Raw genomic sequence first — 22,757 nt, forward strand, 5'->3', positions numbered from 1 at the left:
ATACTACCAGTTATGACTGATAATTTATGGAAGAAGCCTAAGCAAGAAGATAAATTTAGAATTCAGTTTCGCTGTAGTCGTCGGCCCGATGAGCATTCAGGACTAGCTGATTTTGAAGTGGATAAATATTACGTGGGTCGCACCTACAATGGCTTGTACGAAATAGCGCCTGAATGGGGGAGAGGTAAACCTTCTGTTCTGTTGCGGCAAAGATTATTTGATCGTTACTTTGAAATTGCACCAACTGTGAACCAATCGTAAATTGTGCAGATTCAGCAAATTAAAGAAATCTGTTTATACACAGATAACCTTGAAGCAACCCGGGTATTTTACAGCGAAACGCTCGGGTTTTCTATTATCAGTGAGGTAGCTAACCGACATATTTTTTTTCGGGTAGGCGAAGCGGTGCTATTATTTTTCAATCCTGAAATGACCAGAGAAGAAAAAACGCTGCCACCTCACTATGCTGTTGGACCTCAACACCTAGCCTTTCAGGTTGACTTATGTGATTACAAAGACTGGAAAGAGAAATTACAACAGAAGAAAGTGGAAATCATTCATGAGCAGTTCTGGAAAGAAGGTTTGTACTCTTTCTACTTCCGCGATCCGGTAGGAAATGTGCTAGAGATAGTGCCGCCTGGAATCTGGGAATGAAGCCGATGCTTAAAGTTAAACTACTTGGGCAAGCTGCTGAGCCGCTTTCACAATAAGACGGTTATTGCGGCGGTGGGTCAAACAGTTTTGAATGTAATCTACACTGTATCCAGTATTTCTACTGATAATTTCGTACTCTTCTTTGGCTAAAAGCTTTTTTATCTGGCGGATATTTTCCATATTTGTTCTTGTTATAAGTACAAGTTAATGCTTTTTTAAAGTGTTATCCAAGCATTTTATTCTTTTTGCAAGTATAATTTTTCGCAAATGGCTGATAATCAATACAAAATTTCCGTAAACGAACGCTTTTTTGAATGTATCCACATGCTTAAAAGCCGTAAAGAAATTAGCTCAGATCGAGAGTTTGCTCTAGCAATTGGCATTTCCCCGTCTAATTTGGGCGATATTAAAGCCAACCGCCGGTCGGTTACTATTGAGATTTTAAACCGGGCGTTAGATAAATTCAAAATCAATAGTGCTTACATTATATCGGGGTTGGGGCAGCCGTTTGTCAGCAAAGAGTCTGGGGATTTGCCTACCAAAACTAAGGAAGTAATCATGGTGGCCACCCAAGATACTAAGGGGAATACAACGGTACCGCTCATCAACCATAAAGCTGCCGCTAATTTTATGACGGGCTACCAAACCCAAGAATTTTTTGAGGAGCGGGAAAGTATTCTTTTGCCCGATTATATGATTAAAAATGGGCAGTGCTACGGAGTGCAAGTAAGCGGTGACAGTATGGAACCCACTATGATGGAGGATGATTGGGTAATTTGCCGACTGCTTGACAACAGTGCTTACCGCAATATTACTGACGGTGGCGTTTATGTTATTGTGTCGCAAGACCGGGGCATTCAGATTAAGCGTATTCGGAACCGCCTGCATCAGTACGGGTACATTCGGTGCCTCTCTGACAACCCTAAACATGCACCATTTGACATTCCTGAAGAAGAGCTACTCCAAATTTGGAAGGTAGAATGGCACTTACGCTCATACTTACCAGAACCCAAACTTGAGATTGATGATATTCAAGAGAAACTAGATCAAATGGCGGAAATGCTTCGTTTACAAAACCAAGTGAACGGTAGCAGTGACTTATCGCAGAATTAGGGTTTGATTTGAGGCGTTATATCTGCTTTTTCTTTTGGATTAACCAATCAATCGTTGCAGATTTGACGTTTACTGATAGTCTAATCCTGCACATATGATTCACTATAAGTCTTTAGAGGAGATAGAGCTAATCCGAGAAAGTGCCCTTATTGTTTCTAAAACGTTAGGAATGCTGGCTGACGAGATCCACTCTGGGGTCACTCCACTGTACTTAGATCAGCGAGCAGAAGAGTTTATTCGCGACCATGATGCTGAGCCGGGCTTTCTAGGTCTGTACGGGTGTCCGAGCACTCTTCTTACCTCAGTTAATGAGCAGGTTGTTCATGGTTTACCCAACAATCGTCCTCTAGAAGTAGGAGATATTGTATCGATTGACTGTGGTGCTAAAAAAAATGGCTACTACGGAGATCATGCTTACACCTTTTCAGTGGGTGAGGTTGCGCCAGAAGTTCAGAGGTTACTAGATGTCACCCTGGAGTGTTTGTACAAGGGAATTGAGCAAGCTCGTAAGGGCAATCGGATAGGTGATGTTAGTTACGCAGTGCAATACCATGCTGAGCAATATGGCTACGGAGTGGTTCGCGAGTTGGTGGGGCATGGCTTGGGAAAAAAAATGCACGAGTCGCCGGAAGTGCCCAACTATGGTAAGCGAGGAAAAGGGTCGAAAATTAAAGATGGGTTAGTGATTGCCATTGAGCCGATGATAAACATGGGCACCCGACGAGTAAAACAACTTAGCGACGGTTGGACTATTGTTACGGCTGATGGTCAGCCTTCGGCTCATTTTGAGCACGATATAGCTATTGTTAATGGGCAACCTGAGATTCTTAGTACCTTCAAATATGTGGAAGAGGCACTAGCAAAGAAGGTGGTACCTAGTAAGGTATAAAAGCCAGCGATCGAGATACTACAGAACGATCCCGATCAATAGAGAATATTCCAATAAACTTATAAGGTTCGTAACGACACGAACCTCGGGGTAAGATGCTACAGAACGATCCCAATCAACCTTGCTGAATTTCACTGTAGTTTAGTAATTCCATTGTTTCCCCGCCTAGAGCCATTGCGTAAATTTTTAGCGTAGTAAGCTGTTCTACGATAGATTCTGGTAGAGAAAAGCTAGAAAAAACAGGTGCCACTGTTTTCCCTTCGTATTCAGGGAGATAGTCAAAAATATCTCGTATTTTGTGAGCGAAGGCGGGTATATGTTCTTTCTGAGGATTAGACTTGGTTTCGTTGATAAAGAGGTAGTTTCTGCAGACTATAATTACGTCAAATTCGGTTAATCGTTTTCGGTCGCGTTGGCTACGGCGCAATACCCGTACTGAGAAGTGGTCTATGTCTTGACAACCAAAATGCACCTGAGCCATTGTTTTAATATTAGGAGCAGCAAAATCCTCAGCCACTGTACCTAAGCGATTAGCTAAATCGCCCCACCTCTTATTCATGTCTTTGCGATCCTGACGCATCTCATCTCTGAATTGACCCATCTCTTCTTTGAAGTCCTTCATCTCGGTATCCCGCTGCTGGCGGTCACGTTGCATCTCTTTCCTAAAGTCAGCCATTTCGCGCTGTAGAGCGATAGTACCTTCCTCTATCTTCCGCATCGACTTATTGGTCTGCACAATAAATTCTCCCAGAACAGCTTTTAAGGTGCCAACTCGTTCTTTAACTTCTTCGTCCATATTCTCGATGGTATTGTATCTTTAAATACGGATTACTGAACGTTTAGTTAAACGTTCACCTTTTCCCGTCTTCCCGACAAAGTTCTAAATTCAGATAAGCAAGCGACCAGTTCGGTAAATTCTTCTACTGATACGTGCTGATGAGTATCGCATTTCGCAGTACCTACCTCAATGAGCATTCCGTCGTAGAGGTACTGCTCATCATTCAGTTTCATTTTCATGGCTTCTACGGTCTTTTCTACGATCTGATCTCGCATCTTAGGGCCTAATGAGTGACTGGGATCAAAGTATAGTTGTACATTTTTATCCAAGTGGCGAGCCTTAGTCCGCTTGGCGGCGTAGTGAATGGGTAAGTTACGGTATTCGCCTTTCGCCGGAAGGTCACAACCCCGTTGAATCAGAATTACTTCAGGAGCTAACATTGAGTAGTTAACCAACCCATCCCATACAGTCTCAATACTAGTTTTACCGGAAAAATCCTCCGTTTCAGAAATAGTGTATTCTTCACCCAGCCATTTACCGTTTTTAAGGCCCACCATCCAGCCGTGTTCTTTGGCAAACCCTGCCATCTGGCGCACATGCCAACCCAGTTGATCTACAGCGGAGTTCCACACCAAAAATGGAGCGGACGGAAACGATTTTTTGATACAGGCTAACTGAATGGCTGGCAGCATAATTTCCGAAGAGGCAATCATTCCGGTATCCTGGTACAGTTTCTCGGCCATTTCTACAGTAGGCAACGGAATCAAGTCATCAGCATTACCTCCGTGGCCGAAGATGTTGAAGTTCTTCATGATGGCCTCAAAATCGTAACCCATAAATCCTTTATCGGTATTGTCCTTATCGAAATTAGTGCGAGACTTTAATCCTACAGTACGGGCACCGTACACTGCAGGCACACCATCTGCCTTAATTTCAGCAACGCGGTAGACCTCCTCAATATTATATTCATCTAATGAGTCTGGTCCGGCAAAAATTTTAATATCAGAATTCAGCATAGCTCGCAAAAATAGTATTAATCTCGCTAAAACTAGAGCCTTTCAAAGGAATATTAACAAATAATAGCTGTCATATTTCTTCATTGTTAATTTTTTAAATTGATGTTTTATTATTAGCAGAAATGTATTTACTTGAACACTTAAACCGCTACAATTAATAATTTATTAATGCAATCGGTTTATATTATTTTGTTCATTACTATCTTTTTAACCACTAATCTATAACTATGAGAAATGCTTTACCTATTTCAAGGCAAGTGTTAGGTGTCTGGCTGTTATGCCTCTTTAGCTCACTAACGCTGCAAGCTCAAAACACCATTTCGGGTACTGTTACCGACGGTGAAAACAACGAGACATTACCAGGGGTCAATGTTCTGGTAAAAGGGACTACTATTGGAACAATTACTGATGTTGAGGGAAAATACTCGATCAGTGTTCCAGATGATGCTGAGACATTAGTATTCTCTTCAGTAGGATTCACTGCTGAAGAAGTAGCTATCAGTAATCGTTCTAGTATCGATATGGTTATGATGCCCGATATCCAGTCGCTATCGGAGGTAGTTGTGGTAGGGTACGGAACGCAAGACTCGCGAGATGTAACTGCAGCGATTGCTTCGGTGAGTGCCGAAGATATTGAAAAGATTCCGGTAGCCAGTGGGGTCGAGGCCATTCAAGGCCAGGTTGCTGGGGTAGATATTCTGTCGTCAGGTGGCCGTCCCGGTCAAGCCCCGTCTATCCGTATTCGTGGCCGACGTTCAATTACTGCATCCAACGATCCACTTTTTGTTATTGACGGGATACCTCAAACCAGTGGAACTAGTGCCATCTTCGATATTAATCCCCAAGATATTGAGTCAATGGAGATCCTGAAAGATGCTGCTTCTACTGCTGTGTATGGTTCTCGGGGTGCTAATGGGGTTGTTCTGATTACAACTAAACGTGGTGAACCGGGTGAAACCAAAGTAACCTACAATGGCTACTACGGTGTTACCGATGCCCTGATCACAGCTGATATGATGAACGGAGAAGAGTTTGCTGCTATGAAGCGCGAATCCCGTCGCTGGAACCCCGAAACCCGCTTAGTAGATTATCAAGGTGTCTTTCCGGCTGATGAATTAGTATTTGAAGATCCAGTGGAGCTAGAATCTATCGCTCAAGGGCGCTCCACTGACTTTCAAGATCTAGTACTACAGCAGGGTTTTCAAACAAATCACCAGTTGAGCGTTCGAGGTGGCACTGAGAAAACGCAGTATGGTCTGTCACTGGGTTACTTTAACGAAGAGGGTGTTATTAGTTCATTAGGCTTTGAGCGAATTAATGGTACTATTACACTCGATCATCAGATCAATGATGTGTTTAAAATCGGTCTTTCATCTATTATTTCTACTTCTACCCAAGATTTTGGTAACGGTAGTGTAATGCAAGAGGCCTTGGCAAATAACCCGCTCGGGGTACCGTTTGATGAAGATGGTAATATACGATTTCTACCTACTAACGACGGTATTCGTACCAATCCACTTAGTGAGTTAGTTGAGGATGCGTTTATTGATGAGCGAAAAGCTACCCGTATTTTTAGCCCGGTCTATCTAGAAGCTAAGATAGCCAATGGATTAACTTTTAAGTCTACTTTCGGGCCAGACATTCGCTTTACCCGCCGAGGTTTCTTTGCAGCTAGTGAAACTAACGCCAACCGGGGCGGGCCAGCTAGTTCACGGGTTTTCAACGAACAAGAAATCGGTTACACCCTGGAGAACCTTCTGACCTGGGAGCAAGATTTTGATCGGCATGACATCAAAGTAAACCTGCTACAAAGTATACAGAGTCGCCGTTTTGAGGGATACGCTACGCAAGTACTTAACTTACCCTACGAGTCTCAGTTATTTTACAACCAAGGAACAGCTGAAGTAAAGGGCGACATATTTAGTGGCCTCGCTACTTGGCAATTAGCCTCCTTTATGGGGCGTGTTACCTACAAGTATAACGACAAGTACAACTTACAACTTACGATGCGGGCGGATGGTTCTTCTCGCTTAGCTGAAGGCAACAAGTGGAGCCTTTTTCCCGGAATTTCCGCTGGATGGCGAATTAGTGATGAGCCGTTTTTACAAAATTCAGACTTCGTGCAGGAGCTAAAACTACGCGGAAGTTTTGGCTTAGTAGGTAACACTTCTGTTGGGCCCTATCAGACTTTTGGTCGTTTATTTAGAACCACTTACGCATGGGATGAAAGCCCTGCTTTCGGTTACCGTTTAGCTGAAATTCCTAATCCTAATCTAGGCTGGGAAACTACCTCAGAAACTAATATTGGCCTAGACTATGGATTTTTCAATGGACGAGTGTTTGGTAGTATAGACGTCTTCCGAGCATTTACCAATGACCTTCTGCTTGATCGTAACCTACCGTTTACTTCAGGCTATAATAATATTTTGCAAAATGTAGGTACTACGCGTACTCAGGGAGTAGAATTATTCGTAGCGGCAAACATCCTAAATACTTCGGGGGGCTTCCGCTGGAACGCTAGCTTTAATGCTGCTCGTATTGGTGAAGAAATTACCGAGCTAGCCCTCAGAGATGAGAATGGTAATCCTGTTAATGATTTAGGAAACGCTTGGTTTGCCGGGCAACCTATTAAAGTGTTCTTCGACTATGAAAAAGAAGGTATCTACCAACTAGATGAAGAAGATCTAGCCCGCGATCGCGAACAGAAACTTCCGGGTGAAATTAAGATTAAAGACCAAGACGGGGATGGAGTAATAACTCCTGATGACCGGGTTGTTATTGGTACCGATCTTCCCGATATTATGGGCGGTTTGACCAATAGCTTTGACTATAAAGGGTTTAGCTTTAGCTTCTTCTTCTACTATCGTCTGGGGCATACCATTCGTAGTCGGTTCCACGATAGTAACAATAGCTTATTTGCCCGCTATAATAACTTAGATGTTGACTATTGGACGGTTGATAATCCAACCAATGCGTTCCCTCGACCTAATCAGAATCAGGAAAGGCCAAGAGATGCTTCCAGTATGAGTTACTTTGATGGCTCTTATGTAAAGTTACGTAATGTTACCCTCGGGTATACTTTCCCCGAAAGTATGACTAGTAAGTTAGGGCTTGGCAATGTACGTCTGTACGCATCGGGTCAAAATCTGTGGTTTTGGTCTAAGTTTGATGCTTTTGATCCTGAAGTTAGCGATCAAGATAACGATAATATATCTGCTATTGGTTCGGGTACTATTCCTACTGCTCGCTTATTCTTATTAGGAGTTAGTGCTCAATTCATTTCTAAATAATTCAAACGATGAATATAAATAAGAAAATAATCGCTTTTACGCTAGTCCTGTTAGCCGGGGTTAGTCAATCGTGTGAAGATTATCTGCAAGAAGAACTGGTATCGGATGTATCCGCTGCTACTTACTACTCAACCCCTCAAGGTTGGGAAGATGGGGTGCGGGCTACCTACGCGGCCATGAAAAACTTCTTTGGAGTGGAAATAGGCTTTACTATGACTGCTTTTGGTACCGACGTACATACCAATGGTTCCGACGGTGGGCACAAAGGATTTAATTTCTACGATAATCAATTAGCTCCTGATACAAGGTACGCCCGTGAGGCTTGGCAGTTCTTTTATCGGGGGATCAACCAGGCTAATGCCATGATCAATCGGGCTGATGATGTAGAGTTAGACCAAGAGGTAAAAGACCAACGAATTTTAGAGGTGCGCTTCTTACGAGGCTTTTATTACTTTATGCTAACTCGTTTTTACGGCAATATTCACCTCAGTTTGGAAGAAACTGAGGGAGTAGAGATTACTGCTAATAAGACGCCAGCTAGTGAAATCTACAGCCAAGCTATCATTCCTGATCTAAGAGCTGCTGTTGCTGGTTTACCCAACGAACAAACCGATTTAGGAAGGGTAACTAAACCGGCGGCTGAGTATTTATTAGGGTTGGCACTACTTACTCGTAGCTATCAGCCATTTGCCGAAGGCACCGATGCTGCTGAAGCAGAAACGTTGTTTTCTAACGTAATTAATAACTATGGCTTTACGTTAGCAGAAAACTACCGTGCATTGTGGGGGCTTGATGAACTTTCCTTACCCGATAACGTAGGCGGTGCGGAAGATAATAGTGAGATTATTTTTGCCGTACAGAACGCTAAAGGACAAGTTGATGAAGGATTAGATAGAGATGGTCATCGGGGGCACCTTTACTTCTTAATGGAGTACGATAAGCTGCCTGGTATGCAGCGCGATATTGAGAACGGCCGTCCGTGGAAGCGTTTTCGGCCAACTCCGTATCATCTAAGTCTGTGGAACCGTGATATGGATCGGCGCTACGACGAAACTTACAAAAGTGTATGGTACGCTAACAATGAGGCTACTATTCCCACCGATGAAGCAGGCAACTTACTGTTTGAGCTAGGAGATACCGCTATCTATATTCCAGGGCCTGATATGAATGCCAAATGGGATGAAGCAGCCAAGAAAAGTACTCCTTACGTAGTGCTTACTCCTGACCCTGCTTTTGACGGTGATATATGGTTCTATAATGAGAAGCTATATCCGACGTTGGCTAAGTTCTTAGATAATACCCGGCCTAATCGTCAGCATACCCAAGGCCAGCGGGATTTTGTCCTGATGCGATTGGGAGAAGCTTATCTATTACGAGCTGAAGCCCGGTTACAGCAAGGAAACGCAGGGGGAGCTGCTGAAGATATCAACGTAATTAGAACCCGGGCGGCTTGGGACGGTATGGAAGAAGCGATGCAGATTACTGCTGACCAAGCGACACTCGATTTTCTGTTGGAAGAGCGGGCAAGGGAAATGGATGGAGAAGGACATCGTTGGTTTACGTTGACGCGCACTGGTACTTTGGTAGAGCGGGTACGGGCGCATAACCCCGAGGCGTCACCTAACATACAAGATTATCATGTTTTACGACCCATTCCACAGGAGCAAATTGACCGAACAGAAGGAGGTTACGAGCAGAATCCCGGTTATCCAGTATCTGGTGACTCGTAATAATTTTATCATATGAATTAAAAAAGGGCTTCGGCCCTTTTTTAGTTTGGCTTTTGCGTAAAAATAAGAGGTGCTTAACGTACCACTTTTTATGGTCACGCTTAGTCAGAATGAGGCTGAGAGGTTACTATTATGTTCTGCGAAAAGACTACGCTTTTTTTGTAGTACTTAAAACAGCGCCCGAACTGACACACTACCGCTGTGTACTGTGGCTTGCTCCGGCGATTTCCTTCCTTGATAATTTACGGTGAGCTGTAGTCCTTCCAGCAGTTGTTGTTGCAGGTTTATCGTCCACCGAGCGTTGTTTCCGGGTAGCAATCCTTCTAGCATTTCGTAGGCTACGGCTTGAGTAGCGTCGGCATTATAATCAATTTTGAGCCACTCCAACGTAGCATTAATATTTCGTTTCATCACCCGGCTTGACTGAATCTCTCCGCCTACTGATCGTAGGGTGGCTGTTTCGCCGGAGGCCTCGGGTAATACCGCTAAGGAGTTTACTTTGTTCGTCCAAGAGGTTCGAGTCACTACTCGGATGTCTAAATGCGGTTGCCAGTGTAGTTCGGGTGCTAGGCGGTAAGCTGTAATATCAAAATTGCGAGTACTGTTGGTAGCCGCTGCTGTTTCCAGCGTGTACTTCCGGTGCAATTGCTGACCTTCTACCGTAACTTTCCACTTGCGGTTCCACTGGTAACGTAGCTGCGTTCGGTACATTTGGGTAAACCGATCTTCGCTGCCCTGCTGAAGTAGCTGCTTCCACCGGGTAGTTCGTAACCCACCTTCCGCCCCAAAGCGAGGGTTCTGCCGATTAAAGAAAAAGGTAGTGCGGGCTTGCTGCTTCGCCGAAAGTAGATTATCCTCACTCACTTGGTAGCCCGGCAGTACGCGAGCGGCTAGCTTCTCGTCGGTCTGTTTATGCAGTGTTTGCCAACTAGTAACGTTAGAGAAGCGAGCTAACCAGGTTTTTAACCCGCTGCTTTTTTGCCAACTGCGGGGAAATTGAGCTTTGAGCTGATAGCTTAGCTGATTTGTAAATGCTTGAATATATTCATTGCTGGGCACCAGCACTCGCACGTAATTGCGCTCATCCCAGTAGCGGGCCTCAAAAAACTCATCAAGTTCTTCTACGCCGTTGCCATTACTATCGCGCCAAGTGAACAAGCCCTCGCCGGTGGGTACCCGCACGTAGATAAAATCTCGCCTAATCTCCCGCCCGTTGGCCAGGGTATAAGCCAGCGACATCTGTAAAGATTTTTTTAGCAGGCTACCTTTCCAGTCTAATTGTCCCATCACCGTCTGAGCCAGTAGATTGCCGTTAGCACTACTTTCCCAAAGTTGTTGGTTGCGGGGGGAGATGTTTCGGTAGGTAGCGTTGAGTCGTAAAGTATGCTGTTCGCCCAGTGGTTTGTCCCAGTTAGCCTGTAGCATTTGTACTTGTTCGCGAGCTTTCATCTTTCCACCTAAGGGTAAGCGGTTATTTCGTATTCGATAATCCAGCCGAAACGTGCCCCGAATGCTGTCGCCCTTGGCTAAGTACCACTGGTGTTCGTCGTAGTGCTCGGCACTAAACGCCACTGAATCGGTTTCTAAGTCACGGACTTCATTCTCCTCTCGCCGATAGGTGTAACCCGGAGTAAGCCAGCGCGTAGGACGATGAATATCGAGTTTAACTCTTTTCCAGGAAGCCTGCTGCTGCGGATACCGGCTTTGCATCAGAAATCCGCGGCCACTCAGCCGGAAACCACCCCATTCCTGAGCCGCTTCTAACGAATGCTGGTTGCCACTGAGCCAATTCGTTTGCCTTCTTCCTACCCAACGGTACTGCAAGCGGTTATGAACATTTTTTACTAACTGCGCTTGGGCTTGCAGAACGTGATCATCCTTAACGGGTTGAGGAATGTGACGAAAGAAAGAAGACCAATCCCGCTCAAAGTCTACCGACCGAAACGGATCAACCGCCTGAAAGTGACGATCAGTGTACTCAAACTGAATCTGCTGCGACCAGCGGTAGGCCGATCCGCTAAAAATTGGGCGAGGCTGGCTACGGTAACCCAACACTAGTGCTTTACCGTGATCGTCTTGACTATCCAGTTCAGATAATGTATTGAGGTTCTTTTCGGAAAAAGCCACTTCGGTGAATAACTGATCTCGCTTAGTGAGAGCTACTTCCGTATTGATGGATACTACTCGTCGGCGTTGCGGAGCCGATAGCTGGCGGGTAGGCGCGTAATTTCCCTGGGAAATACCGTTCTGCGGAGCAATCCACTCAAATACTTTTCCGTTAACTTGGCTAGTCTTGAGTACATAGTCTCCCGAGCCGTTCCCCACCAGGCTGAAGCGCGGTCGGTAAATAGCATCTTCCTCCTGACTAAAAACAAAAATTTGGTAGGACACCCCCGCCACCACTGTATCCTGTTGGGCATACAAAATTTGATATACATTGCCTACCCCCGGCACATCGGCCTGCTGGTTGCCGTAAGCTAAATCACTGGTATTTTGGCGGACAGTATCGACGGCAGCTACCATTTGGTTAACAGCCTGATCACCCGCTTCACTCAGTTGCTGGTAATCCTCATCGGTCAATTCAAAGCCGATGGGGCGGCGAGCGTGGTCACTTTCCTGGTAGAAGTTGACGGAGAACGAGACTTTCTGGTGCGTTTGCTGATGACTAGCGGTGAGGATGCTGCGGCTGTAGCTCCGTTCGGCGTACTCATAATCTACCACCAATCGGGAAAACTGCGTGAGCACCACTCGGGGAGTAAAAGTGATTTCCCCTAAGTTATAGTCAATGGTGTAATCTTGGTCAAAGCCTCGCTGAAGCAGCTCTCCGTTGTGGTAGACTTTTTCTGAGTTAGCCAGAATGTAAAACATTAGCCCGCTTTCTTCTCGTCGGCCGGTAGTTGCGTTTAATCGGTAGGGGCCTTGGATACCTTCTTGAATGCTAAGGTTGACGGAAGCGAATCGTCCTTTGGCAATAGCGGCACCTACTGAGGTTTGAGCTTTTCCCTCTTTACCCACTGAATAATGAGATTGTAATAATCCGCCTTGCACATTGCGACGGTATTTTAAAAAGTAGGGTTGCCCGGGTTGCGCCATCAATGATGCGTTACGCGATACGCCCGCTACCGTGGCCCCAGCATAACGTAGTTGCACATCGCCGACTGTAAGCGTAGCGTACTGGTGTTCAAATTCAATAAACACATTGTCAAACTGCTGAAGCTGCTGGGTGGTTCCGTCGGGTTGCAGGGGTACGTTCTGGTCGGTAATTGCCGCCCGAATAGATAGGTCATCGGTCAGTTTCCCCTCGAGTTGTAAGTTGAGCGCAGCATTCACAAACATATCCTGTCGATTGCCAAACGAAATACCCCGGCTCAGGCTACCGCTCTTCTGAAGCTTAGGCGTACTAATCAGAGTTTCCTGCGATGAAAGCGAATGATTGGCGTAACGATCAGCGTAGCGAATTTCCTGAAAGAGTGCCGCAGAATCGTAGACTGATAAATCGCGCCGGGCGTGAACCTGGTGCAAGCTGAAGGGCAACCGTCGGTAGCAAATAGCAATTTTAGTATCGGCAGGAATTTGATCTATTGATAGGTAACCGGAAGTGTAGTTGTAGCGAAACTGGTGGGGGAGTAGCGTATCATTTTTTATTACTACTTGCAAAGACTCCGGTACGATGGAAAGTGAGTCTACCCAAACCGAGTCGGCGGTGTAGGGAAGGGTGCGGCAAACGGGGTGGTGGACTGACTCAGGCGGGGCTAGCGACTGGGAGTAACCGGAAAGGTACCCAACAAGCAATAAGAAAAGAAAAGCCAGCCCCGATTTTGGCATATGTGGTCTAGAGTTCGACCACAGACTGTTGCTTGGTGACTAGAGGCAGCTCTATCAGAAACGTGGTGCCAACTCCTTCTTTTGTATCGAAAGTAATGCGACCGCCCACGTGCTCGATGCCTCGCTTGGCAATGGCAAGTCCTATGCCCGAACCGGCGTATTTGGTGCTAAAGTTGGGTAAAAATACTTTATTCTGAATTTCTTTGGCTATGCCTGTACCATTATCGCTTACTTTCAATATTACCCGGTCGGTACTGAACTTTTGCAGGCTCACTTGTAGGTTAGGTTCCCGCTCTTTAGGAATAGATTGTTTAGCGTTAATGATAAGGTTACTAAGAATTCTGCCCATCAATTGCTTATCGCCCAGCACCACAAATTCATCTCCCTGAATATCCAGGTCAATGGCGATATTTTCTTCGGCGTAGAGGCTTACCGTTCGGCGCACCACGGCTGTCAGTTCGTAAGGTTCGCTCTTAGGCAAAGGCATCTGGGCAAAATTTGAAAAGGAACTGGCAATGTCACTCAGCGTATCGATCTGATGCAGCAAGGTATCCAGTGGTTTGTCCATTTTCTGCACTTCTTCGGAATCCATACCGTGTTTGAACTCTCCGGCCAGCCGTCGTTTGAGCAATTGCAAACTGAGCTTCATGGGGGTGAGCGGATTCTTGATTTCGTGGGCTACCTGCTTAGCCATCTCCCGCCAGGCCGACTCTTTTTCGTTACGGGCCAAGGCTGCTTTACTGGCTTCCAAGTTCACCAGCATTCGGTTATATTCCCCTACCATCAGCCCAATTTCATCGTTGCTATCCCAAGAAAGGGGCTCGTTATAATCGGATAAGGATGTGCGGCGAATCTTCTGAGTAATGTATTTTAATGGGTACGTAAGTAGCACTGAGGCCAAGTAAGAAATAATCAGGAAAGCGATAAAAACAAAGGTGAAAATGTTCATCACATTGGTAAGTACCTGAATAATGCGGGATTCTAACTGACTACGCGACTCGAAGAACGGAATACTGATAATGCCTAGTAACTGCCCGGTTTGGAATGATCGCAAGCCTACGTAGGATGACTTGTAAGAAAGGTCACCGACTGATTCTTCCAACACCAACTTAGTTTCACCTTCTTCTCTAATGGAAACCAACGCCTGCGTATTAATGTAGCGAGACAATAAACCGTTTTCGTAAATTAGGGGCTGGCTGGCTACTACCAGTTTGCCCGAAGTATCAAACACATTCAGATCGGTTTCGGTAACGCTAGCAATCTGATTGACTGTCTCCGAAAGTTCGTCGGGAGATAAATTGTTACTACTGAAATCCTCAAATGGAGCTACTAAGTTACGGCTGATCTGATCGGTGCGCTCCAAATACAGTTGATCTACTTCTTGATTGTAGGAGCTACTGATGATACTAATGGTCGTGATACTCAATGCCAGCAACGGCATAAAAAAGGCAGCATTCAGGTAGAGCTGAATTTTGGTGGAGAAGTTCAGATTGCCTCGGCTGAATACGAAGTACGATGAGTACAACCCCAGCAGTAGTAGGATGGCGAATACCAGAAGCAGAAATAGAAAGGAGAAATTAGAGATGATATTGATGAATGAGTATACTGGCGACGCAATTACAATGTATTCATCGTCTTGCCCTTTGAGCATTAGGTAGTTATAATCACCGCGATCAAGGCTGGTTTCACCCGTAATCGCCTGGAAATCATAATTAATGAAATAGTCGAAGAGTTGTACATTGCCCGAAGTAAAACTTATTTGGTTGGAGGGGCTTTCGTCGGGCTGAGATACTGGAGTAATAATGGCGTAACGAAAGTCAGTGTTCAGATAATCTTGCACCGAGCTACGATCTACCAGCAACTCGGGGTAAACCTGATTAGGGGTAAAACGGCGAAGAACCAATTCAACAATGATAGAGCCGATAGTATTACCGAAGTTCTCTATGTCTAACAACAGATAGTAGCGTTGCCCGCTTTCCGCATCCAATAGCGACTTATTCTGATTGATAAAAAAGATGTTAGGATACTCAGTGGCAAAACGCAGACTGCTTACGTCTTCTTTCCATTCGTCGTAGGTGTAAGTGGGGCGTTCATCCAGGGTTTGCCCTTTGCTGTTGAAAAGGTGTACCTTAATTTCGTAGCGGTCGAAGTAGTTACCCAGGTAGATTCGCTTAATCTTTTGGCGGATAATGTTTTTAGAACCTAATGGACTAAACAGCCGATTTTTAATCAGTGGATCATTCTTGATTTTCTCTCCGGCTTCTTGCAGTAGGTACTCGCCCAAAATGTCGTTATCCACCAGCAATTGGTTAGCAAATTTCTGTTTATTATCTAAGGTTTCAATCTGGTACATATCGTAGGCCGCAATAGCACAAGCAGCCGCACTCACGAAAGCACCGGCAAACACATACAGAAAAGTGATGTAACTGATTCGGGTGAGAAAGCGAGGCAGATTAAACAAATAGAGCACAATGAAGTAAGCCGCTCCCAGTATCACCATAGCAAAGGTCGGCGTTTGCCCTAATGCGCTCAGCAGCAGTCCTATTCCTAGAGCAATAACAAAACTGACCCGCATAGGCAGGTAGCTGTGCTGGCTAAGGCTGATACAGGTACGGAAGATAATATGAACCCCCAGAAAGTAGCTAATCGAGTTGATGATGAAAATAAGCAGACTGATGTTCCGAAGATTGGTAAATGACAGGCTTTCGGTAACGTCTAAGGTCCACTGAGAATTGTAGTAGATACTGCGGATGATGTCGTAATGCCAGAAAAGAGCCATAAAGCTCAGCAGTAGGCCCACCACTGAGATAATCATTTTTACGATAGGAGTGGTTTGTAGTAGCCGACGGTACAGCCGGGAGTCGCGATAGTAAATGAACAGGTACGCGGCCACAATAAGAACAGCAATACTATTCAGCAGCAGATCGCCTAGCGACGGATTTACCGAGGAGGCCGCAAACTGCTTTCCATCAAATAGTTCTATCGGAAGTATGCTGTAAGGGTAGTTGAAGTAGATCATTATTGCTCGAAGAAGCAATAACGATAGAATGACTACCAGTAAGGCGGCATCAATTTGCTGACGACGAAATTGACGCTGCACGCGACGGTACACATTATACAGTAGTAAGAGAATAGAGGCAGCAATTAGCGTAGTAACCAACGCCTGAAAAGATTTGGCTGTACTATGTTCGCGATAGCCAGTGGGTGGAGCTTCGGTTAGCAAAGCAAACAGCGTATGATCTCGGTAGTGAATAATGGTGGTCGCTGCATCTATCGCACTAACAGTACGCACTTCTATCGTTTCTGGCTGAGGGAACAGTCGCGGGTTGTAACCGGAACTCATATACTGGTTATCAATAGTAGTTTCGTTCCGAATCAACAGCAGGTGAAAGATCTCGTAACCGTTAATAGTATCTCGGTGAATTACATAGCTGCCGTGGTCAAACTCTTTAAATTGATAAGCTGCATTACCGCTTACCTGCTCGTAAGAAGGGACGAAGCGGTAGTCAGACCAATACTGTAGTTCTTGCTGGCGAAAAATATAGAACGGATGCCGATAGTCAGCGGTGAAATCGGCGAGTGTGACTGAATCTAGTTGGGACAGGCTACGCTGAATCTCTTGAGATTCGCGACTTAGCTGGTCGAGGCTTTGGGTGATGTTACGCTGTACATCGCGAAAATACAGCTTTTCACTTCTGAAACTTCCGATAAAGAACAAACGAAGTATCAACGCTAGCAGTAGCGCGATTCCAGCGATAAACAGCGAGAGATTTTTAACTGTAAGCGTATACACCGCAGCGTTGAGGTCTGACCGAAGAAGATTACCCGGTTGATTGTGCCAAAATACAAAAGCCTAGCTAAATAACTTGAAGGCTACTAGAAAACGTGCCTTTTTAGAAAAAATTTCGGAAAAATAAGTACAGCGCATCCATCGGCTGGTAACAGCTATCTAACAAAGCCGACGGTAAGCAGTTGCTTTACTACTATTAATCATTTTTTCACTCACAAACCAAAATTTTTTAATTATGGCCGTACTAAAAGTTATTGAAATTCTTGCTAGTTCTCCCAACGGTTGGGAAGATGCCACCAAACAAGGCGTGGCCGAAGCCGGTAAATCAGTAAAGAATATTAAATCTGCTTATGTGAAGGAGCATAGTGTAATTGTAGATAATAATCAGGTTACTCAGTACCGAGTGAATCTGAAGATTACCTTTGCAGTGGAATCTTAAAAATTGTAAGCGGTAGGCAGGGCATTGACGAATACTACAAGTGCCTTGCCATTGCTTTTAATCCTTCCCTATTTCAGACTTAGCCACCTAAAATGAGTTTTTTCCTTCCTGGTAAGTTAAGAATCGTACTATTTTGCGTCTAAATACGCGATGAGTAGCCTGATGAAGTATACAATAGTCATGGCAGTATTTAACCATCAAGCGTGGTACAGTTGCAATAGTCTTGAATCAAAATAGAATGCGAACCATACTTTCATTATTATTTGCATTCTTGGTAACCCAGGTTGCGGTATCTCAAAATGACTTTCAAAGAGCCTTCAATAATGACACAAGGTCTACTAAAGAGAATATAAGAATCAATTTTTCAGACGATGAGGGGAATTCCGGTTACTTACCTATCTCCGTACTAAAAGGTGAAAATGAAGGACCCGTTTTTACCATTGTTGCGGGGGTTCATGGCTTTGAATATCCTCCTATTGTAGCCACCCAGGCATTAATGAAAGAAATTGACCTAGAGAAACTGAGCGGGACAATAATTATCATTCCAATTGCTAGTATGGCGGCATTCTTTACCCGGACACCCTTCGTTAATCCTCAAGATCAGAAAAACCTGAACAACGCCTTCCCCGGTAACGCCGACGGCAGTATAACCGAACGAATCGCCCATTTTATAACTACCAATATTATCCCCGTCAGTGAGGTTTTCCTCGATATTCACGGTGGGGATGCCCCGGAAGATTTAATTCCCTTCGTATGCTATTACAACAACCCGAAAAGACCAGACCAGACCACATTGGCCAAGAAGTTATCTGAAGATAGTGGATTTGAATACGTAGTTTCTTATCCCTACACCATCTCAGATACTGAGCCAGCCAAGTATACTTTCAAACAAGCGGTGCAAGATGGAAAAACTGCCCTGAGTATTGAATCTGGTAAATTAGGTAATGTACAGGAAGAGAATGTAAACCTAATCAAAGAAGGAGTGTACAATATGCTGGCTACGATGGATATGTACGCCAATGGTACAGAGCCTCACCCGAATATAATCTATCGAAATAATCAGACTTACGTCAAGTCAAGTGTTCAAGGAATTTTCTACAGCGACTATAAAGCGGGTGATGAGATTAAAAAGGGTGACATCGTTGGTTATACTACAGATGAGTTTGGGAATATTCTTGAGGAATATAAAGCACCCAAAGACGGAATCATTTTATACAAACTGGCAACGCCACCCATTAATGTTGATGATACCGTGATGTGTATCAGTTCCTTAGATGATTGATTTTCAGACGGAGGGCGGAAAACGGAGAATGGGAAAAGTCTTCCGTCCTCCTTTCCTCCGCGTTCCCTCTATTGATCGGTGGTTTTGTAGCGCAACGTTCTTCCTGGTAGTACGCAGTGTTTGGTCTAATATCTTTATCTGGGTAGGTTTCAACCTACCCAGATAAAGGTTATCTTTACGGGGGGTTAAGATCATGAGAAGCTATGGCAAAAAAACTGGTACGTTTTGACTGGGCGATTAAGAAACTACTCAGACATAAAGCAAATTTCACTATCCTAGAAGGTTTCTTAACCGAACTGCTGAAGTTTGAGGTGACTATAGAGAGTATTCTTGAAGGAGAGGGTAACAAGGAAGAAGTCAATGACAAATATAACCGCGTAGATATTCTAGTCAAGTCGGTTACCGGGGAATTGATGCTGGTAGAAGTACAGAATGAGTCGCAAGTGGATTACTTTCAGCGGATGGTCTACGGGGCTTCCAAACTGATTACCGAATACATTAAAGAGGGCGAGCCGTATGGTGCCATTAAGAAAGTATACTCTATTAATATTGTTTATTTTGGATTGGGGCAGGGGAAGGACTATATATACGAATACGACGGAAAGTTTGTTGGTATTCATTACGGAGACATATTACAACCAACACTGACTCAGAAAGATACTTTTCACGTCAAGGAGATTAAAGATATATTTCCGAAGTATTACGTTTTGAAGGTTAACAACTTCGACGATGTGGCTAAAAACACACTAGATGAGTGGGTTTACTTCTTGAAAAACAGCGAGGTGAAGGATGACTTCCGGGCACGAGGGCTGAAGGAGGTTAAAGAAAAACTGAAGGAAGATACACTTACTGAAGAAGAACTAATCGCCTATAAACGGTTTCAGGAGAACCGCCGGATAGAGCGCAGTGAGATCGAGACCGCCCTGATTGAGGGCGAGGAAAAAGGAATGGAAAAAGGAATGGGGATAGTGATAAAAGTGTATCAAATGCATAAAGAGGGAGGAAAAGCAAGCGAAATTGCCGAGATAGTATCCATGCCCGTAGCGGAAGTTGAAGAGATTATAAAAAACTTTACCTAACGTCCGCTCAGGGCTAGATACGCCTTACCTTATTTATCACTCGCTTCATAACGCAAAGTTCGTCCTTTGAGCGTGGCGGGTAATCCTTCTTGCATCCAAGCTGGAGCGGGTTCATCCTTTAGGTAATGGTCAAAGAACTGTTGCATCCGGCGAGTAAAATCTTTCTGATTATAGTACTTGGTCACCCAGTGGGGTTCACCGTTGTAGTTGAGCATCCAGGCGGGTTTGTTGAGGCGACGTAGCGCGACGAACAATTCAATACCCTGTTCCCAAGGTACGGCGGTATCTTCATCATTATGTAAAAGCAGTAGCGGAGTCTCAATCTTGTCCGCCATAAAGAGTGGGGAGTTTTCAATATACCGTAGTGGATACTCCCACAGCGAGCCACCAATTCGGCTCTGAGTACGCTCGTACTGGAACATTCGGCTCATACCACTGCCCCAGCGGATACCACCATAAGCTGAAGTCATATTTGAAACAGGGGCACCTGACTCAACCGCTCGGAATAAATTAGAGCGGGTAACAATATATGCCGACTGATAGCCACCCCAACTGTGCCCCTGCATCCCGATGCGATCGGGGTCAACGAAGCCTCGTTCCATGATGTTGAGCGTACCAGATACCACCGCATTTAGCGCACTTTCGCCCGGATAACCTTCTTTGTACACAATATCGGGTACAAATAGTAGGTAGCCTCGGCTCACATAAAACGAAAAGTTGATGATTGAGCGACTAGGACTAGGGGCCCAGTGGCGATGGAGGTTATCTGAGTTACGCTCGTAGAAATACACCATCATCGGGTACTTTTTAGCTAGGTCAAAGTTCTCCGGTTTGTACAACATGCCATCCAATGGAGTGCCATCGGCTGACTTCCAGGAAACTAATTCAACGCTTCCCCACAAGTAATCTTGCTGTTGAGGGTTAGCATTGCTTAGCTCTTCGGCTTTTTTAAAATCAGTACTGCTCAACCATACATCAGGAAAATCGGTGAAGCTTGATTTACGGTAAATGACATCATCGCTATCTTGGGCTTTCTGCAATCCGTAAAAGCGATAATCTTCCAGAACTAGTTTCTCCGGTGGGCGGTTATTTCCGGTATGTTCCTGATAGAAACCGCTTTGCTTGGTTTTTCGGTCAAAAGCTGAGATAATAATCTCCCCACTTCTGGGAATGAAATACTCTTCGGGATCAAGCTCTTCGTAGCGAAATGCTATTTCATTTTCCCGTCCGTAGCCGTTCGTCAGATTGGTGGCTTCTAACGTCTCCGGGTTGATTTTCCAGATGTCGTAGTAGTCGTACAGCAAGATATGCTCATCGCCTTCCGTCCATCCGGCTGAACCGTAGCTTCCGGGTAGGGCCGGAACATCGTTCAGTTCATCGTAGAAGTTAGCGTCAATATTTTCCGTCAGGTTGACGGTTTTTTGAGTAGCAATATCATAGGCGTGCCAGCTACTATCCCGCGATTCGTACCAATAAGCGTAGTTGCCGCTGGGCGAAATCTGAGGGTACCCAGTAGTGCTTTCGGCAAACTTCTCGGTTTCCCCATTACTAACATTTACCAGATAAGTATCGCGGCGGAAGGGATAATCCCAAGATATTTGTTTGCGGTAAGGAGTATCGTCAATGCCAATAACGTAAGTCAATCGTTTATCCCGGTCAAACCGAATACCGGGCATCTCTTTACTACCCAACTGCGTTATTTTCTGTGACGAAAGATCATAAACTGCGCTATACGACCGCTTCATTTCTTCTTCTTTCCGCTCCAGTTGCATCGGCTGAATGAACGGGTCTTTCCACGACCAAACGTCTACTTTCACCCGTTCTTCATCCAGTAGAGTAGTATCTTCTTCGTAAGCGTACTCTACGGGTCGCGGAGCAGTGGCGAAGAAAAGTCGTTGACCATCGTGAGAGAAATCTAGCTTACCGTGTTCGCTTACCATCCAGTTGTTAGGCAGGGCAGAGGTAGCAGTATCGGCAACTAAAGCAGCTTCGCTATTTTCAGTCCATAAATACAGACGGTGGTAGCGATTGTCGGCCTTTAGACTATCTTCACTCGCCAGATACGCTACGGAATTTCCGTCGCGACTTAGGGCGAGCTGCTTATACGACACTTTTCCAGTATCAATTGGTAGTAGGCTTTGGGATTCAGTATCAAATGCGCTTACTCCTGCACTACCCGTTGAGTCGCCAGCTACTTGGGTGAAGGCCAATCGACTGCCATCTTCTGAGAAAAAATACTCATCTACCCGCTCGTAATGCCACTCTTCCTGCGTCTCGAGGTTCACGATGACCAACTCGTTACCTTCCGGTTTATCGGGTTTTTCCTTTAAAGCGATGGTAGGGTGGTCACTGTCAGTTTGGGTGCTATCTTCCTGCGCTTCAGTTGCGGTATCTAGAGGACTTTCGTGCAGGAACGCCAGCCAACCTCCTGCCTTTTTTGGTAAACGATAGGATTTTACCCGCTCGTATTCTCCTGCTGGCTGACTATCTCCTAAATTGAAGACGATCAAAGAGTCTTTGGGTAGTTCTTTCTCCTTTTTCTCAGCCAGCTTCATCTGCCGCACCGTATCGTAGGGTGGAACGGTTTTGAAAATTAAGAACTGGCTATCATGAGTAAATTCTGGTTGCTTTCCTCTCGAGAAAGTTTGCGGTGTTGTTTGGTTAGTGTCGTGCAAATACAGTGTGCCGTCACCCTGAGCCGGGTTTACTTCGTATACCACATATTGACCGTTATTAGATATACGCTGAGCATCAACATCTTTCCAATCGTCATAAACGTCGTGGGTAAGCGGTTTTTTCTGGGCAAACCCTGCTGGGAGAAGTGCCGTGGTAATGATAGCAGTGAGAAGAGTTTTGAGCATGGTTAGGAAAT

The 22,757-nt window shown here is 45.0% G+C and carries 15 protein-coding genes; 9 read left to right on the forward strand and 6 right to left on the reverse strand.

Going from position 1 to position 22,757, the window contains the following annotated elements:
• Positions 1 to 12 precede the first annotated feature (12 nt).
• Together P0M28_RS27800 and P0M28_RS27805 are read left to right on the forward strand one after the other, a co-directional pair.
• Positions 13 to 261 (forward strand): hypothetical protein, encoded by a 249-nt coding sequence (locus tag P0M28_RS27800; RefSeq protein ID WP_302206768.1) that lies wholly within the window; start codon positions 13 to 15, stop codon positions 259 to 261.
• Between the two features lie 3 nt (positions 262 to 264).
• Positions 265 to 654, forward strand: coding sequence for a VOC family protein (locus P0M28_RS27805; protein WP_302206769.1), 390 nt, complete (start codon positions 265 to 267; stop codon positions 652 to 654).
• A 15-nt stretch (positions 655 to 669) separates the two neighbouring features.
• Here the strand turns inward: P0M28_RS27805 and P0M28_RS27810 are convergent, their stop codons facing one another.
• Positions 670 to 834 (reverse strand): hypothetical protein, encoded by a 165-nt coding sequence (locus P0M28_RS27810; RefSeq protein WP_302206770.1) that lies wholly within the window; start codon positions 832 to 834, stop codon positions 670 to 672.
• Positions 835 to 921: 87 nt separating this feature from the next.
• Between P0M28_RS27810 and P0M28_RS27815 the strand changes: the two genes are divergently transcribed.
• Positions 922 to 1,767 (forward strand): S24 family peptidase, encoded by an 846-nt coding sequence (locus P0M28_RS27815; RefSeq protein ID WP_302206771.1) that lies wholly within the window; start codon positions 922 to 924, stop codon positions 1,765 to 1,767.
• Positions 1,768 to 1,861: 94 nt separating this feature from the next.
• The gene (map, locus tag P0M28_RS27820) at positions 1,862 to 2,656 is read left to right on the forward strand and encodes a type I methionyl aminopeptidase (RefSeq protein ID WP_302206772.1); all 795 of its coding nucleotides are present in this window, start codon (positions 1,862 to 1,864) and stop codon (positions 2,654 to 2,656) included.
• A gap of 115 nt (positions 2,657 to 2,771) precedes the next feature.
• Here the strand turns inward: map and P0M28_RS27825 are convergent, their stop codons facing one another.
• The gene (locus P0M28_RS27825) at positions 2,772 to 3,452 is read right to left on the reverse strand and encodes a hypothetical protein (protein WP_302206773.1); all 681 of its coding nucleotides are present in this window, start codon (positions 3,450 to 3,452) and stop codon (positions 2,772 to 2,774) included.
• A gap of 47 nt (positions 3,453 to 3,499) precedes the next feature.
• The gene (locus P0M28_RS27830; protein ID WP_302206774.1) at positions 3,500 to 4,450 is read right to left on the reverse strand and encodes a hypothetical protein; all 951 of its coding nucleotides are present in this window, start codon (positions 4,448 to 4,450) and stop codon (positions 3,500 to 3,502) included.
• 227 nt (positions 4,451 to 4,677) lie between these two features.
• Here P0M28_RS27830 and P0M28_RS27835 point away from each other — a divergent pair, with 227 nt between their 5' ends.
• Both P0M28_RS27835 and P0M28_RS27840 read left to right on the forward strand, forming a co-directional pair.
• Complete coding sequence (locus P0M28_RS27835) at positions 4,678 to 7,740, forward strand: SusC/RagA family TonB-linked outer membrane protein (RefSeq protein WP_302206775.1); 3,063 nt, start codon at positions 4,678 to 4,680, stop codon at positions 7,738 to 7,740.
• Positions 7,741 to 7,748: 8 nt separating this feature from the next.
• Positions 7,749 to 9,470, forward strand: coding sequence for a RagB/SusD family nutrient uptake outer membrane protein (locus tag P0M28_RS27840; RefSeq protein WP_302206776.1), 1,722 nt, complete (start codon positions 7,749 to 7,751; stop codon positions 9,468 to 9,470).
• A 168-nt stretch (positions 9,471 to 9,638) separates the two neighbouring features.
• Here the strand turns inward: P0M28_RS27840 and P0M28_RS27845 are convergent, their stop codons facing one another.
• Together P0M28_RS27845 and P0M28_RS27850 are read right to left on the reverse strand one after the other, a co-directional pair.
• Complete coding sequence (locus P0M28_RS27845; RefSeq protein ID WP_302206777.1) at positions 9,639 to 13,295, reverse strand: DUF8818 domain-containing protein; 3,657 nt, start codon at positions 13,293 to 13,295, stop codon at positions 9,639 to 9,641.
• Positions 13,296 to 13,302: 7 nt separating this feature from the next.
• The gene (locus tag P0M28_RS27850) at positions 13,303 to 17,088 is read right to left on the reverse strand and encodes a sensor histidine kinase (RefSeq protein WP_302206778.1); all 3,786 of its coding nucleotides are present in this window, start codon (positions 17,086 to 17,088) and stop codon (positions 13,303 to 13,305) included.
• Positions 17,089 to 17,320: 232 nt separating this feature from the next.
• Between P0M28_RS27850 and P0M28_RS27855 the strand changes: the two genes are divergently transcribed.
• From P0M28_RS27855 to P0M28_RS27865, 3 genes are all read left to right on the forward strand, one after another.
• Positions 17,321 to 17,524 carry a dodecin family protein gene (locus tag P0M28_RS27855; protein WP_302206779.1) on the forward strand — a complete coding sequence of 68 codons (204 nt, stop codon included), beginning with the start codon at positions 17,321 to 17,323 and terminating at the stop codon, positions 17,522 to 17,524.
• Between the two features lie 238 nt (positions 17,525 to 17,762).
• Entirely contained in the window at positions 17,763 to 18,806 is a 1,044-nt protein-coding gene (locus tag P0M28_RS27860) for a M14 family metallopeptidase (RefSeq protein WP_302206780.1), read from the forward strand.
• Positions 18,807 to 19,009: 203 nt separating this feature from the next.
• Positions 19,010 to 19,885, forward strand: coding sequence for a PD-(D/E)XK nuclease family transposase (locus P0M28_RS27865; RefSeq protein ID WP_302206781.1), 876 nt, complete (start codon positions 19,010 to 19,012; stop codon positions 19,883 to 19,885).
• A gap of 29 nt (positions 19,886 to 19,914) precedes the next feature.
• On the opposite strand, the gene P0M28_RS27870 is transcribed toward P0M28_RS27865, so the two are convergent.
• Positions 19,915 to 22,746, reverse strand: coding sequence for a S9 family peptidase (locus P0M28_RS27870; RefSeq protein WP_302206782.1), 2,832 nt, complete (start codon positions 22,744 to 22,746; stop codon positions 19,915 to 19,917).
• Between the last annotated feature and the right edge of the window lie 11 nt (positions 22,747 to 22,757).

This window comes from Tunicatimonas pelagia (assembly GCF_030506325.1).
Lineage (GTDB): Bacteria > Bacteroidota > Bacteroidia > Cytophagales > Cyclobacteriaceae > Tunicatimonas > Tunicatimonas pelagia.

Bases quoted from the DNA above. Each gene is read 5' to 3' on its own strand.
- P0M28_RS27860 (WP_302206780.1), top strand. From the start codon at position 17,763: ATGCGAACCATACTTTCATTATTATTTGCATTCTTGGTAACCCAGGTT.
- P0M28_RS27845 (WP_302206777.1), bottom strand. From the start codon at position 13,295: ATGCCAAAATCGGGGCTGGCTTTTCTTTTCTTATTGCTTGTTGGGTAC.
- P0M28_RS27865 (WP_302206781.1), top strand. From the start codon at position 19,010: ATGGCAAAAAAACTGGTACGTTTTGACTGGGCGATTAAGAAACTACTC.
- P0M28_RS27840 (WP_302206776.1), top strand. From the start codon at position 7,749: ATGAATATAAATAAGAAAATAATCGCTTTTACGCTAGTCCTGTTAGCC.
- P0M28_RS27815 (WP_302206771.1), top strand. From the start codon at position 922: ATGGCTGATAATCAATACAAAATTTCCGTAAACGAACGCTTTTTTGAA.
- P0M28_RS27855 (WP_302206779.1), top strand. From the start codon at position 17,321: ATGGCCGTACTAAAAGTTATTGAAATTCTTGCTAGTTCTCCCAACGGT.
- P0M28_RS27800 (WP_302206768.1), top strand. From the start codon at position 13: ATGACTGATAATTTATGGAAGAAGCCTAAGCAAGAAGATAAATTTAGA.
- P0M28_RS27810 (WP_302206770.1), bottom strand. From the start codon at position 834: ATGGAAAATATCCGCCAGATAAAAAAGCTTTTAGCCAAAGAAGAGTAC.
- map (WP_302206772.1), top strand. From the start codon at position 1,862: ATGATTCACTATAAGTCTTTAGAGGAGATAGAGCTAATCCGAGAAAGT.
- P0M28_RS27825 (WP_302206773.1), bottom strand. From the start codon at position 3,452: ATGGACGAAGAAGTTAAAGAACGAGTTGGCACCTTAAAAGCTGTTCTG.
- P0M28_RS27870 (WP_302206782.1), bottom strand. From the start codon at position 22,746: ATGCTCAAAACTCTTCTCACTGCTATCATTACCACGGCACTTCTCCCA.
- P0M28_RS27835 (WP_302206775.1), top strand. From the start codon at position 4,678: ATGAGAAATGCTTTACCTATTTCAAGGCAAGTGTTAGGTGTCTGGCTG.
- P0M28_RS27830 (WP_302206774.1), bottom strand. From the start codon at position 4,450: ATGCTGAATTCTGATATTAAAATTTTTGCCGGACCAGACTCATTAGAT.